At 74.6% G+C, this 13,273-nt stretch carries 15 protein-coding genes; 6 read left to right on the forward strand and 9 right to left on the reverse strand.

What is annotated here, in order from left to right; all coding sequences use genetic code 11:
• Positions 1–7: 7 nt before the first annotated feature.
• The gene (dtd, locus tag ACSNN7_RS26645; protein ID WP_436683728.1) at positions 8–430 is read right to left on the reverse strand and encodes a D-aminoacyl-tRNA deacylase; all 423 of its coding nucleotides are present in this window, start codon (positions 428–430) and stop codon (positions 8–10) included.
• Between the two features lie 46 nt (positions 431–476).
• Positions 477–1,961, reverse strand: a complete 1,485-nt coding sequence (locus ACSNN7_RS26650) for a DUF7782 domain-containing protein (protein ID WP_436683729.1) — start codon at positions 1,959–1,961, stop codon at positions 477–479.
• Between the two features lie 187 nt (positions 1,962–2,148).
• Here ACSNN7_RS26650 and ACSNN7_RS26655 point away from each other — a divergent pair, with 187 nt between their 5' ends.
• A complete protein-coding gene (locus ACSNN7_RS26655; protein ID WP_436683730.1) occupies positions 2,149–3,369 on the forward strand; it encodes a S8 family peptidase in 1,221 nt (406 codons plus the stop codon).
• Positions 3,370–3,433: 64 nt separating this feature from the next.
• On the opposite strand, the gene ACSNN7_RS26660 is transcribed toward ACSNN7_RS26655, so the two are convergent.
• The 3 genes from ACSNN7_RS26660 to ACSNN7_RS26670 all read right to left on the reverse strand — a co-directional run bounded on the left by ACSNN7_RS26660 (position 3,434) and on the right by ACSNN7_RS26670 (position 7,181).
• Positions 3,434–4,522, reverse strand: a complete 1,089-nt coding sequence (locus tag ACSNN7_RS26660; protein WP_436683731.1) for an ABC transporter ATP-binding protein — start codon at positions 4,520–4,522, stop codon at positions 3,434–3,436.
• On the reverse strand, positions 4,519–6,042 hold the full coding sequence (locus tag ACSNN7_RS26665; protein ID WP_436683746.1) for an ABC transporter permease: 1,524 nt from the start codon (positions 6,040–6,042) through the stop codon (positions 4,519–4,521). The genes ACSNN7_RS26660 and ACSNN7_RS26665 overlap by 4 nt, the downstream gene beginning before the upstream one ends.
• Positions 6,043–6,122: 80 nt before the next feature.
• Entirely contained in the window at positions 6,123–7,181 is a 1,059-nt protein-coding gene (locus tag ACSNN7_RS26670; protein WP_436683732.1) for an iron ABC transporter substrate-binding protein, read from the reverse strand.
• A gap of 159 nt (positions 7,182–7,340) precedes the next feature.
• On the opposite strand from ACSNN7_RS26670, the gene ACSNN7_RS26675 reads away from it, so the two are divergent.
• Positions 7,341–7,916, forward strand: a complete 576-nt coding sequence (locus ACSNN7_RS26675; RefSeq protein ID WP_436683734.1) for an HhH-GPD-type base excision DNA repair protein — start codon at positions 7,341–7,343, stop codon at positions 7,914–7,916.
• Positions 7,917–7,972: 56 nt separating this feature from the next.
• On the forward strand, positions 7,973–9,169 hold the full coding sequence (locus ACSNN7_RS26680; RefSeq protein ID WP_436683736.1) for a low temperature requirement protein A: 1,197 nt from the start codon (positions 7,973–7,975) through the stop codon (positions 9,167–9,169).
• A 41-nt stretch (positions 9,170–9,210) separates the two neighbouring features.
• Here the strand turns inward: ACSNN7_RS26680 and ACSNN7_RS26685 are convergent, their stop codons facing one another.
• Together ACSNN7_RS26685 and ACSNN7_RS26690 are read right to left on the reverse strand one after the other, a co-directional pair.
• The gene (locus ACSNN7_RS26685; RefSeq protein WP_436683738.1) at positions 9,211–9,522 is read right to left on the reverse strand and encodes a hypothetical protein; all 312 of its coding nucleotides are present in this window, start codon (positions 9,520–9,522) and stop codon (positions 9,211–9,213) included.
• Positions 9,512–9,823 (reverse strand): hypothetical protein, encoded by a 312-nt coding sequence (locus ACSNN7_RS26690; RefSeq protein ID WP_436683739.1) that lies wholly within the window; start codon positions 9,821–9,823, stop codon positions 9,512–9,514. The genes ACSNN7_RS26685 and ACSNN7_RS26690 overlap by 11 nt, the downstream gene beginning before the upstream one ends.
• A gap of 106 nt (positions 9,824–9,929) precedes the next feature.
• Here ACSNN7_RS26690 and ACSNN7_RS26695 point away from each other — a divergent pair, with 106 nt between their 5' ends.
• Positions 9,930–10,286 carry a DUF3099 domain-containing protein gene (locus ACSNN7_RS26695; protein ID WP_436683747.1) on the forward strand — a complete coding sequence of 119 codons (357 nt, stop codon included), beginning with the start codon at positions 9,930–9,932 and terminating at the stop codon, positions 10,284–10,286.
• Between the two features lie 132 nt (positions 10,287–10,418).
• Here the strand turns inward: ACSNN7_RS26695 and ACSNN7_RS26700 are convergent, their stop codons facing one another.
• Positions 10,419–11,318 carry a carbohydrate kinase family protein gene (locus ACSNN7_RS26700; RefSeq protein WP_436683741.1) on the reverse strand — a complete coding sequence of 300 codons (900 nt, stop codon included), beginning with the start codon at positions 11,316–11,318 and terminating at the stop codon, positions 10,419–10,421.
• The gene (locus ACSNN7_RS26705) at positions 11,315–12,250 is read right to left on the reverse strand and encodes a pseudouridine-5'-phosphate glycosidase (RefSeq protein WP_436683742.1); all 936 of its coding nucleotides are present in this window, start codon (positions 12,248–12,250) and stop codon (positions 11,315–11,317) included. Before ACSNN7_RS26705 ends, ACSNN7_RS26700 begins: the two co-directional genes overlap by 4 nt.
• 88 nt (positions 12,251–12,338) lie before the next feature.
• Here ACSNN7_RS26705 and ACSNN7_RS26710 point away from each other — a divergent pair, with 88 nt between their 5' ends.
• On the forward strand, positions 12,339–12,557 hold the full coding sequence (locus ACSNN7_RS26710) for a DUF3039 domain-containing protein (RefSeq protein ID WP_154942858.1): 219 nt from the start codon (positions 12,339–12,341) through the stop codon (positions 12,555–12,557).
• A gap of 42 nt (positions 12,558–12,599) precedes the next feature.
• Entirely contained in the window at positions 12,600–13,250 is a 651-nt protein-coding gene (locus ACSNN7_RS26715; protein WP_436683745.1) for a trimeric intracellular cation channel family protein, read from the forward strand.
• Positions 13,251–13,273: the final 23 nt, after the last annotated feature.

A 13,273-nucleotide genomic window follows, 5' to 3' on the forward strand; every position in this document is an offset into this window, starting at 1 on the left:
AGGGGGGTTAGAGGTCGAGGAGGAGGGTGCGGGGGCCGATGTTGATGCTCTCGACCAGCATGTGGGTGCGGAAGCGGCCGGTCTCGACCTTGGCGCCGCGGTCGCGGAGCGCCTCGACGACCGCCGTGACCAGGGGTTCGGCGACCTCGGCGGGGGCGGCGGCGGTCCAGCTGGGGCGTCTGCCCTTGCGGGCGTCGCCGTAGAGGGTGAACTGGCTGACCACCAGGATCGGGGCGCCGGTGTCGGCGGCGCTGCGCTCCTCGTCGAGGATGCGCAACTCGTGGATCTTGCGGGCCATGGTCTGCGCCACCTGCGGCGTGTCTGCGTGGGTCACCCCGAGCAGCACCAGCAGCCCGTCGCTGATCGCCCCGACCACCTCGCCGTCGACGGTGACGCTGGCCCGGCCGACGGTCTGCACCACGGCGCGCATCAGCCGAGCACCCGTCGACCGCCCGGCACCGCCCGTGTCATCCCCGTCACGCCGTCACCGGCTCGATGATGCCGCGTTCGACCAGGTGCGCCACGATCGGGCCGGCCGCCTCGGCCAGCTCCTGCGGGGTGACGTCGTGCGCGGCGGCCAGCAGGGCGAGCTGGTCACCCAGCGCCAGCCGGCCGTCGCACCCGCCGACCAGCGCCAGCACCAGCGGGTCGACCTCCTCGCTCCAGCGCAGCCCACGGGGCATCGTGAGGACCTGCCGGTCCACCGCCCAGCCCTCCTCGCCCATGGTGGCCTCCTGCCGCAGCTGGAGCCCCTCGGCGGCCCGGTAGCGCTCGGCGAGCAGCGCGCCGGTGTCGCGTACCCGGAGGAAGTCCTGGCGGTCGAACCAGGTGGCGACCCGGTCGCCCATCGGCGGTTCCACCCGCTGGCGCAGGTCCTCGACCCGGACCACCGGGTCGGCGTGCCCGGAGCGGCGCAGCGAGACGATGCCGAAGCCGATCGCCTCCACCTTGTGCGCGTCGAACCAGTCCAGCCAGGCCGCCATCCGCTGCGGGTCGGCGGCCTCGCCGACGTCGGTCAGCCAGAGGTTCACGTACGCCATCGGGTCGGCCACCTCGCGCTGGATCACCCACGCGTCCAGGCCGGTGCCGGCGAACCAGCCGGTCACCCGCTCGTGCCACTCCTCGCCGGCCACGTGCACCCAGTTCGCGAGGTACTGCATGGTGCCGCCCTCGGTGAGCAGGTTCGGCGCGGCGGCGGCCAGTTCGGCGCCGATCGCGTCGCCGACCCGCCCGGAGTCCCGGTAGACGTGGGTGGTGGTGCCGGGCCCGACCACGAACGGCGGGTTGCTCACCACCAGGTCGAAGCGGCGACCGGCGACGGGCGCGACGAGGTCCCCGCGCAGCAGCTCCCACTCCTGGCCGTTGAGCGCGGCGGTGGTGGCGGCGAAGCGCAGCGCCCGCTCCGAGACGTCGGTGGCGGTGACCCGGCGGGCGTGGGTGGCCAGGTGCAGCGCCTGGACGCCGGAACCGGTGCCCAGGTCCAGCGCGGTCTCCACCGGCCGGCGGACGGTGGCGCCGATCAGCGTCTGGGTGGCGCCGCCGATGCCGAGCACGTGTTCGCTGTGCAGCGGCCGGCCGGGACGGGCGCTGGCCGGCACGTCGGCCAGCACCCACCAGTCGTCGCCGTACGGCTCCAGGTCGACCCCGGCGCGCAGGCCGTCGCCGTGCCGTTCGACCAGCCCGCCGGCGAGCGCCTCGGCGAGGCCCAGCGGGGCGAGCGCGGCGGCGACCGCCGCCTCGGACTCGGTCTGGTCGCAGATGAAGACCCGGATCAGCGTGGCGAGCGGATCGCGGTCCTCGGTGGCGCGCAGCGCGGCGCGGAAGTCGTTGCGGGCCGCCCCGCCGGTGGCCTGCGGCCCGAGCCGGTCGGCGATGCCGTTGGAGGTGAAGCGCGCGCGGCTGAGCGCGGTCCGCAGCGCCTCGACGCCGGCGGGGGAGAGCAGCATGTCGTGTCGTTCCACGTCGCCATCCTGCCCCCCGGCGGTGGCCGGTCGGTCGGCACCCGGGACATCCATACCGCTAGCTGTATTGATTGGTCGTTATCTCTTTTATGAACATCGATGGATGGCTAACATCTGCCCCAACATCCGTCGATGGGCGTCCGGGCGGCCACCAGCCGCTCCGGGCGCACCGGTAGGGAGTCAGACGATGTCAGCTCTGCCCGTCCCCCGGCGCCGCGCGATCCGCGCCGTCGCCGTCGCGGCCGCCGCGGCGGCCCTCTCCGTCGCCGCCTCCACCCCCGCCCTCGCCGCCCCGACCGGGGAGGTCCGCGGCGCGTCCGCGCCCGGCGCGATCAGCGGCAGCTACCTGGTCGTGCTCCGGACCGACGCGGTCGGCGCCGCGAACACCCTCGCCGCCCGCACCGCCGTGCCGGACCGCGCCGCCACCCTCGCCAAGCGGTACGGCGCCAGCGTCGCCGACGTCTACAGCGCCGCCCTCACCGGCTTCAGCGCGAAGATGAGCGCCGGCCAGGCCCGCCGGCTCGCCGCCGACCCGGCCGTCGCGTACGTCGAGCAGGACCGGGTGGTCACCGTCCAGGGCACCCAGGCCAACCCGCCGTGGGGCCTGGACCGGATCGACCAGCGCAACCTGCCGCTGAACGCCAGCTACACGTACCCGAACACCGCCTCCAACGTCCGGGCGTACATCATCGACACCGGCATCCGGACCACCCACGCGGACTTCGGTGGCCGGGCCAGCTGGGGCACCAACACCGTCGACAGCAACAACACCGACTGCAACGGCCACGGCACCCACGTCGCCGGCACGGTCGGCGGCAACGCGTACGGCGTGGCCAAGCAGGCCCGCCTGATCGCGGTGAAGGTGCTCAACTGCTCCGGCAGCGGCAGCACCACCGGCGTGGTGAACGGCATCAACTGGGTGACCGCCAACGCCGTCAAGCCGGCGGTGGCCAACATGAGCCTCGGCGGCGGCGCCAGCAGCTCCATCGACAACGCGGTGACCAACTCGATCAACTCGGGGATCACGTACGCGGTGGCCGCCGGCAACTCCAGCGCCAACGCGTGCAGCTACTCCCCGGCCCGGGCTCCCGCCGCCATCACCGTCGGCGCCACCACCCGCACCGACGCCCGCGCCTCCTACTCCAACTACGGCTCCTGCGTGGACATCTTCGCGCCGGGGTCGAGCATCCTGTCCGCCTGGCGGACCAGCGACACCGCCACCAACACCATCAGCGGCACCTCGATGGCCTCGCCGCACGTGGCCGGCGCGGCGGCGCTGGTGCTCTCGGCCAACCCGTCGTACACCCCGGCGCAGGTGGCCAGCTACCTGACCACCAACGCCACCCCCGGCAAGGTGACCAGCCCGGGCTCGGGCTCGCCGAACCGGCTGCTCTTCGTCGTCAACTGACGGCACCCGTCCGGCGCGGCCCGGTGGATCCCACCCCTGTCCACCGGGCCGCGTCCCGTGCTGTCTAGGCGACCGGATGGACGGGACGCGGGTCCGCCACTGCGGCCGGGGCCGGCACCGGCGTCGCCGGCCAGGCGCGGACGGTCCCCTCGACGCGTACCGTCACCTCGGCGCCGACTCCGACCGGGTCGGCGTCGTCCCACACCCGGGCGACGACCCGGGTGTCGTCGGCCAGCCGGAGGGCGATCAGCGCGTCGTGGCCGTGGAAGTCGTGCCGCAGCACGGTCGCGGTCACCGCGTCGGCGCCCGGCGCGGTGGCGAGGCGCAGCTGTTCCGGCCGGACCAGCACGGTCACCGGACCGTCGGCCCGGGTGCCGGCGATCGGCAGGGTGCCCAGCGGCGTGCGGGCGGTACCGCCCGACGCCACCGCGGGCAGCAGCACCGCGTCGCCGACGAATCCGGCCACCCACGGGTCGGCCGGCTCCCGGTAGAGCGTCGCCGGCGCGCCGGACTGCACCACCTGCCCGGAGCGCAGCACCACCACCCGGTCCGCCACCGACAGGGCCTCGCCCTGGTCGTGAGTGACCAGCACGGCGGTCGCCCCGTCGGCCCGCAGCGCCTCCCGGACGTCGTGCCGCAGCCCGGCGCGCAGCCCGGCGTCGAGCGCGCTGAACGGCTCGTCGAGCAGCACCAGCGACGGGCGCGGGGCCAGCGCCCGGGCCACCGCCACCCGCTGCTGCTGGCCGCCGGAGAGCTGGTGCGGCATCCGCTCGCCGTAGCCGGCCAGCCCGACCAGGGCCAGCACCTCGTCCACCCGGTCGCCCCGCCGGTCGGCGCGGTCCAGCCCGTACGCGATGTTCGCCGCCACGCTGAGGTGCGGGAAGAGGGCGCCCTCCTGCGGCACCACGGCGATCCGGCGGCGGTGCGCCGGCAGGTGCCGACCGGGGCCGGCCACCTCGCGCCCGTCGACCACGATCCGGCCGGCGTCGAGGCGTTCGAAGCCGGCCAGGCAGCGCAACAGGGTGGTCTTGCCGCAGCCGGACGGGCCGAGGACGGCGGTCAGCGCGCCCGCCGGGACGGTCAGGTCGATCCCGTCCAGGGCGGTCACCGGGCCGTACCGCTTGACCACTCCGGTCAGCGCCACCTCGCTCATCGGTCCTCCTTGTCGAGCAGGCCGCCCCGGGCGACCAGCCACCAGGTGGGCAGTGCCGAGATGACCACCAGCAGGGCCGCGTAGGGGGCGGCGGCCGCGTACGCCCCGACGGAGGTGGCCGTCCACAGCTCGGTGGCCAGGGTGTCGGTGCCGGTGGGGCGCAGCAGCAGGGTGGCCGGGAGTTCCTTCATGCCGGTGAGGAAGACCAGCGCCGCCCCCGCGCCGATCCCGGGCAGGGTCAGCGGCAGGGTCACCGTGCGCAGCACGGCCAGCGGCCCGCGCCCCAGCGAGCGGGCCACCTCCTCCAGGCCGGGCGGGGCCTGGGCGGCGGCACCGGCCACCGCGCCGACGGCCAGCGGCAGGAAGAGCGTCGCGTACGCCAGCGCCAGCAGCCACGGCGTCTGGTACAGCGGGTACGCCACGCTGATGCCGAAGAAGATCAGTGACAGCCCGATCACCACGCCGGGCAGGGCGTGGGCCAGGTAGGCGAGCCGGTCCAGCACGGTGGCCAGCGGGCCGGGGGCGCGTGCGGTGAGCAGTCCCAGCGGCAGGGCCAGCAGCATGGTCAGCGCGGCACCGGCCAGCGACAGCCAGAGCGAGTTGCCGGCGGCGGTGGCCACCTCGCCGAGCGCGCCGGGGCGGGACACCCCGCCGGCCAGCCGGCGGGCCAGGCTCACCGCCGGCACGCCGAGTGCCAGCGCGCCCACCGCGAGCAGCGCGGCGAGGGCGGGCCAGCGGACCGGGCCGAGGTGCAGCCGGGCGGCGGGGCGGCGGGCGCCGCCGAGCCGGGCGTACCGGGCGCCGCGCCGCCGGGTGGCCGTCTCCCCGGCCAGCAGCAGCACGGTCAGCGCCACCAGCACGCTGGAGAGCACCAGCGCGCCGGTGCGGTCGAAGCCCAGGTCGAAGGCGACGAAGATGGCCCGGGTGAAGGTGTCGGCGCGCAGGATCGACACCGCGCCGAAGTCGGCCAGCACGTAGAGCGCGACCAGCAGCGCCCCGGCGGCGGTCGCCGGCCGGATCTGGCGCAGCGTGACGTCGGTGAAGGTGCGCCAGCCGCCCCGGCCCAGCGAGCGCGAGACCTCTTCCTGGGCCGGGTCCGCGCCGCGCAGCGCCGCCGCGACCGGCAGGAAGACGTACGGGTACGAGCAGAGGGTCAGCACCAGCGCGGCCGGCCAGAACCCCTCCAGCCGGTCGAAGAGCGACACCCAGGCGAACGCGGCGATGTAGGTGGGCACGGCCAGCGGCAGCGCGGCGAGCACCGCGAAGACCCGCCGGCCGGGCAGGTCGGTGCGGGTGACCAGCCAGGCGGCGCCGACGCCGAGCAGCACGCAGGCGGTGGTGACCACGGCGGCCAGCCCGAGGCTGCGCACCGCGAGCAGCCCGACCCGCTCGGTCCACAGCTCGGCGACGATCCGCTCGGCCCCCGCCTCGGCGGTGCGTACCGCGAGGTAGACCAGGGGGATCAGGGCCACCGCGACCGCGGCGGCCGAGGCCGCGAGCAGCGCCGGGCGCGGCGCCAGCCGGCGAAACGACCCCGGTACGCCGAAGCGGGCCGGCCCGGAACGGGCCGGCCCTGCGCCGGAGGTGGTGGTCGGGGCGGTCAGGGTACGAGCCCCGAGTCCTTGATCAGGCCGATCGTGGCGTCCAGCGTGTCCAGGTCGTTGAGGTCGATGTCCGGGCTGTCCAGGTCGGCCAGGGGCGGTACGCCGGCCGGGGCGGCGACCCCGGTCACCACCGGGTACTCGAAGGTCTCCTCGGCGAAGTACCGCTGCGACTCCGGGTTGAGCAGGAAGTCCACGAAGGCCTTCGTGTCCGGGTCGGTGGCGGAGCGCTTGAGCACGCCGACGCCCGCGACGTTGACCAGCGCGCCGCTGTCCCCGCCGGGGAAGAAGTGCAGCTTCGCCTTGAGGGCGTCCGGCGTGGTGCCCTTCTCCTTGGCCACCTCGCCGAGGTAGTAGTGGTTGACCAGGCCGACCGCGATGGCGCCCTTGTCGACCTCCTCCACGATCTTGATGTTGCCGTCCCGGATCTGCGGCTCGTTGGCCTTGAGCCCGGCGAGGAAGTCCTTGGCCTTCTGGTCGCCGTGCTGCACCCGGATCGCGGTGACGAACGCCTGGAACGAGGCGTTGGTCGGGGCGACGCCGATCTTGCCCTTCCACTTCGGGTCGGTCAGCTCGAAGACCGACTTCGGCAGCTCGCCGGCGGGGACGGCGTCGGCGTTGTAGGCGAGCACCCGGGAGCGGGCGCTGACGCCGACCCACTGGCCGTTGCGGGACCGGTAGGCCTGCGGCACCTTCTCCAGGTCGGCGGCGGGCAGCGGGGCGAACATGTCCCGCTTGGCGACCGCGCCGAGGGCGCCGGCGTCCTGGGCGAAGAAGGCGTCGGCGGGGGACTTGCCGCCCTCCTCGACCAGCTGGGCGGCGAGCTGCGCGGTGGTGGCGTACCGGGTCTTCACGGTGATGCCGGTCTGCGCGGTGAACCGGTCGAGCAGCGGCTTGACCAGCTGCTCGTTGCGGCCGCTGTAGACGGTGATGCTCTTGTCGCCGGGCTTGCCGGGGTCGGCGGCGTCGTCCTCGCCGGAGCCGCAGGCGACCAGGCCGATCGAGAGCAGGCCGGCGGCGAGGGCGGCCGCGAGGGATCTGCGGGCGGGGACGGGCACGGCGGCACTCCTTGGGCTCCGGCCGGCGGGCCCTCCGCCGACGGGGGTGAAGTTAGCACAGCCTAACCTTGCTGTCCTGGTGGGGCGGTGTGCGCCGGGGGCGGTGCGCGCCCGGGGAGTCGACGCCACGCGGGCCACACCGACCGGCAGGATGGGCCCATGACGCTCTCGCTGCCCATCGACCCCGAGGCCAACCGGCTGCTGGAGCGCAGCCCGCTGGCCCTGCTCACCGGCATGGTCCTCGACCAGCAGATCCCGCTCGAGAAGGCGTTCACCTCGCCGTACGTGCTGGCGCAGCGGCTGGGGCACGAACCGGACGCCCGGGAGCTGGCCGAGTACGACCCCGAGGCGCTGGTCGAGGTCTTCGCCCGGCCGCCGGCGCTGCACCGCTTCCCGAAGGCGATGGCCGCCCGGGTGCAGCAGGTGTGCCAGGTGCTCGTCGACCGGTACGACGGCGACGCCGCCCGGCTCTGGTCGGACGTCGCCGACGGGCGGGAGCTGCTGCGCCGGATCGGCGAGCTGCCCGGCTTCGGCAAGCAGAAGGCGCAGATCTTCGTCGCCCTGCTCGGCAAGCGCTACGACGTGTGCCCCGACGGCTGGCGGGAGGCCGCCGGCGGGTACGGCGAACCGGACGCGTACCGGTCGGTGGCCGACATCACCGATCCGGAGTCACTGCGCCGGGTGCGCGAGTTCAAGCAGGCCGCGAAGGCGGCGGCCAAGGCGGCCAAGGGCTGACGCAACCGACCCTCACGCCGGCTCGTTGATACCGCGACGGCGGCGACGGGTGGGCGATGACGGACGGGCGGGGCGCGGCGCTGCTGCGGGGCGCCATGAGCTCGCCCCGCGCCACGTTCCTGGAGCTCTTCTTCGACCTGGTCTTCGTCTTCGCGCTGACCCGCGTCTCGCGGCGGTTGATCGACGACGTGTCGGCCAACCCGCCGGACGTGCTCCGCCAGGCGGCCCAGACCGTGCTGCTGTTCCTCGCGCTGTGGCTGGTCTGGACGCTGACCGCCTGGGTGACCAGCCGGTACGAGCCGGAGCAGAGCCTGATCCAGTTCGTGGTGGCCGCCTCCATGTTCGGCAGCATGGTGATGGCCGTCGCCCTGCCCCGCGCGTTCGCCGAGCGGGCGCTGTTGTTCGCGGCGGGCTACGTGGCGATCCAGGTCGGCCGGCCGCTGCTGCTCACCCTGGCCCTGGGCGGGCACCCGCGCCGAGCGGTCACCGGACGGATCCTGCTCTGGTCGGCGGTCGGGGCGGTGCCCTGGCTGCTCGGCGCGCTGCTGCCGCCGGCCCAGGAGGTGCTCTGGACGCTCGCCCTGGCCTGGGACTACGCCGGGCTGGCGCTCGGCTGGCCGCTGCCCGGGCGGGGGTCGGTGCGTACCTCGGGCTGGGCGGTGATGGGGGAGCACCTGGCCGAGCGGTACCAGCAGTTCTTCCTGATCGCGCTCGGCGAGACGATCCTGGTCATCGGGATGACCGTCAGCGTGGGCGACTTCTCGGCCGGCCAGGCGCTCGCCTTCACCCTGTCGTTCGTCACCACCGCGCTGCTGTGGCGGATCTACTTCCACCGGGCGGGGCACCTGTTGACCGAGGCGATCCGGGTGGCCCGCTCGCCGGGGGTGCTGGGGGAGTCGGCGAGCTGGACGCACCTGCTGATCGTGGGCGGCGTGCTGCTCACCGGCGTGGGCTACGAGCTGGTGATCGCCCACCCGTCGGGGCGTACCTCGCTGGGCTGGTCGGTGTTCGTGGCGGGTGGCCCGGCGATCTTCCTGTTCGCCCGGGCCCGCTTCGAGTACGAGATCTTCGGGCGGGTCTCGCGCAGCCGGATGGTCGGCGCGGTGCTCCTGCTCGGACTGGTCCCGGCGGCGATGTGGTTGCCGCCGGTCGGCCTGCTCGCGCTGGGCGCGGCGGTGCTGGCCGGGATCGCCGTCACCGACGCCGTGCGGGCCTACGGCCGTCCCCCCGAACGACCTGCCTCACCCCTCTGACGTTCGGGCGAGTCTGACGTCCGGGCGGGGCCCGGCCGGACTCAGGCGGCGGTCGGGCGGGAGAGCGCGGCCAGCGCCCGCCGCACGTCGGCCAGGGAGACGGTGGCGGAGTCGTCCAGGTCGGCCAGGCCGGCCTCGATCCACTGCCGCATCAGCGTGGTGACACCGATGCCCCGGGCGTCGGCGGCCTTGCGGACGCGCTCGTACGTCTCGACCGGCAGGCGCACTGAGCGGCTGACCATCGGCACGTCGCTGTCGGGGGTGGGCAGTTCCACCGGCTGGCTCTCGTCGATCAGGTCGGCGAACGCGTCGTCGCCGCCGTGGAACTGCTTGGTCGCCTCGTCACGGTTCATCGTGACCGCCTCCTCGTCGGCGATCCCTCCGCACGGCCTCGTCGTAGCGCTTGGTCTCGACGTCGCTCAGTTCGCGGGCGGAGAGGATGTCCCAGTCGTTGTCGGTGCCGGCGGCCTCGGCGAGCAGCACGGCCAGCCGCCTGCCGCGGCGGTTCGCCGCGTAGACGACCATCACGTCGTCGCCCAGGTGCCGGATCACCCGGCGGGTGCTGTGCAGGGCCTCCCAGACTTCCCCGGGCGTGACGTCGTAGACCCGCAGGTTGGCCAACGCCTCGTCGGTGAAGCTGAACCGGCTGCCCACGCGCGGAGCGTACCACGGGCGTAACACGCTTTCGGATGAGTCGATTTTCGCTGATCACGGCCGGGGAGTGACAGGATGGGTCGTAATCCCCTCGAGGAGGTCCGTGGTGAAGCGTCAGGCGTACCAGCCGATTCTGATCACCGACGCCTCGCGCAGCCAGGACGACCAGCTCAGCAGCCGGCAGAAGCGGTACGTGCTGATGATGGGCATCCGGGTCGCCTGCGTGATCGTCGGTGCGATCCTGGTCGGCGCGAAGGCCCCTCTGCTCTGGCTCTGGCTGCCGCTCTGCGGCGTCGGGATGGTGCTCATCCCGTGGCTGGCGGTGCTGCTGGCCAACGACCGTCCGCCGAAGGAGCAGCACCGGTTGGCGGCGAGGTTCCAGCCCGACCGGCGCGACGAGACCCCGCCGATGAGCCTGACCGCCGAGGAGCGGCCGCACAAGGTCATCGACGTCGAACCCTGACCGCCGGGGGCGCCGGACCGTCCGGTCCGGCCCCCGTCCGCGTCGTGCGGGGGTTCGTCCTCGTGCGGCGTCCGCCCTTGGGCGGCGTCCGTCCTTGGGCGGCGTCCGCCCTCGTGCGGCGTCCGCCCGGTTTCAGGCCGTCGGCCGGGCGCCCACCGTCGAGACGGCCAGCGCGCCGAGGTCACCGGCCCGGCCCAGCGCCGCCCGGGGCTCCGCGCCGCCCAGCCAGGCCGTCAGCAGGCCCGCCGCGAAGGCGTCCCCCGCGCCGGTGACGTCCACCACGGCGACCCGCCGGGCGGGTGCCACGCTGACCGTCGCGTTCCGGTCGACCCAGACCGCGCCGGCCTCGCCCCGCTTCACCACCACCCGCCGGGCCGACGCCGACAGCGCCCGCGCCTGCGCGCCCGGGTCCAGCCCACCGGCCAGCACACCCGCCTCGTCCGCGTTGACCAGCAGCAGGTCGACGTCGCGTACCCAGGACAGGAAGGCCGCCGCGCCGACCCGCCGCAGCGGCGCCGCGGAGGCCGCGTCGACGCTGGTGGTGAGCCCTTGCGCCCGGGCGGCGGCCAACGCCGCCACCCCGGCCGGTCGCGACGCGGCGTCCAGCAGGCAGTACCCGGACAGGTGCAGGTGCCCGGCGCCGGGCGCCGCGGCCAGCGCCCGCTCGACGTGCCCCACGGTCAGCCGCAGGTTCGCGCCACGTTCGGTGACCATCGTGCGTTCCCCGGCCGTGGCGAGCACGATCACCGTGCCGGTGGTGGCGCCCGGGTGCACCTCGACCGCGCAGGTCACGCCGGCCCGCTCCAGCTCGGCCACCCGGTCCCGCCCGGCGCTGTCGTCACCGACCGCACCCACCAGCGTCACCGGAACCCCCTGTGCGGCGATCCACGCCGCGGTGTTCGCGGCCTGCCCGCCCCCGCTGACCTGGATGGTCGCCGGGGTGTCCGAGCCGGTGGCCAGCGGCCCGGCCAGCACCGCCACCACGTCGGTGATCAGGTCACCGACCACGACCACCCGGGACGGGCCGGTCATGCCGGGGAGTCGGTGCGGCGGGCGGCCGCGGCGACGGCGATCCGCGCCGCCAGCTCGGCGTTGCGCAGGATGATGCGCACGTTCACCGCCAGGCTGGCGCCCTCGGTGGCCGAGTGGAAGTGGGCCAGCAGGAACGGGGTCACCGCCTTGCCGGTCACCCCCTCACGACCGAGCCGGGCGAGGCCCTCGGCCAGGGTCCGGTCGTGCAGCGCCGGATCGAGCTGCTCGTCGGTCGGGAGCGGGTTGGCCACGATCAGCCCGGCGCCGTGCACGCCCTGCTGCTCCCGGGCGGCCAGCACGTCCGCCACCTGCTCCGGGGAGTCCACCGACCAGTCCAGGTCGAAGCCGGCGTCGGTGAGGTAGAAGCCCGGGAAGCGCCGGGTGCGGTAGCCGACCACCCCGACGCCGAGGGTCTCCAGCCGCTCCAGCGTCGCGCCCACGTCGAGGATCGACTTGACCCCGGCGCAGACCACCGCGATCGGGGTCCGGGCCAGGGTGCCCAGGTCGGCGGACTCGTCGAAGGTCTGCGCGGCCTCCCGGTGCACGCCGCCCAGCCCGCCGGTGGCGAAGACCCCGATCCCGGCCGCCGCGGCGACCGCGCTGGTGGCGGCCACCGTGGTGGCGCCGTCCGCGCCGGTGGCGGCGGCCACCGCCAGATCGCGTACGGAGAGCTTGCTCACTCCGTCGACGGTGGCGAGGCGGGTGAGCTGGGCGTCGTCGAGCCCCACCACCAGCTCGCCGCCGACCATGCCGATGGTGGCCGGCACCGCGCCGGCCTCCCGTACGGCCCGCTCGATCTGGCGGGCCACTCGCAGGTTGTCCGGTCGGGGCAGACCGTGCGAGACGATGGTGCTCTCCAGGGCGACGACGGGTCGGCCGTCGCGCAGGGCGTCGGCGACCTCGGCGCCGAGACGGATGTGAAAGTTGGTCACCTCCGTTACCGTACGGGCCTTCCTCGGGTGGGCTGCGGTGGACCGCCCCCCAGCGACCTGCCAAACTAAAAAGTTGGAGGTGTCAACAGTGAGTACACAGATTCTCGAACGCCCGGAGCTGAAGGACGCGGACACCGGTCCGGAGATGTTCCACTACGTCCGCAAGGAGAAGATCGCCGAAAGTGCCGTCATGGGCACCTACGTGGTGGCGCTCTGCGGCGAGACCTTCCCGGTGACCAAGGCCGCCAAGCCCGGCTCGCCGGTCTGCCCGAAGTGCAAGGAGATCTACGACTCGTACGGTGAGTGATCCGCGGCGGCCGGTCCGGCCGCCCACGTACCCTTCGGCGGTGTGACGACCTCCACCGCCCTGCTCTTCGCCGACCTGACCGGGGTGGCGGTCTTCGCCGCCTCCGGGGCCTCGGCGGCGGTGGCCAAACGGCTCGACCTCTTCGGCGTCGTCTTCGTGGGATTCGTCGCCGCCCTCGGCGGCGGGATCCTCCGCGACCTGGCCATCGACGAGGTGCCGCCGCTGGCCTTCGCCGACTGGCGGTTCGCCACCACCGCCGCCGTCACCGCCGCCGCCGTGTTCTGGCTGCATCCCCAACTGGCCCGGCTGCGCACCACCGTGCTCGTGCTGGACGCGGCGGGCCTGGGGCTGTTCACCGTCACCGGCACGCTCAAGGCGCTCGACGCCCAGGTGCCGCCGGTCGGCGCCTGCGTGATCGGCATGCTCACCGCCATCGGCGGCGGACTGGGCCGGGACCTGCTCACCGCCGAGATCCCGGTGGTGCTGCGCCGGGAGATCTACGCGGTGGCCGCGCTGGCCGGCGCGATCGCGGTGGCCCTGCTCGACGCGGTCGGCCGCGCCAGCACGCTCCCGCTGACCGCGGCGGCGGTGCTGGTCGTTGCCCTGCGGCTGATCGCGCTGCGGCGACGCTGGTCGGCCCCGGTCGCCACGATGCGCCCCCCGAAGACCGGAGTCCGCGGCCCCCAGATCTGACCACCTGCCGTACGTCCCCTCCC

Source organism: Micromonospora sp. URMC 105, assembly GCF_051386295.1.
Lineage (GTDB): Bacteria > Actinomycetota > Actinomycetes > Mycobacteriales > Micromonosporaceae > Micromonospora.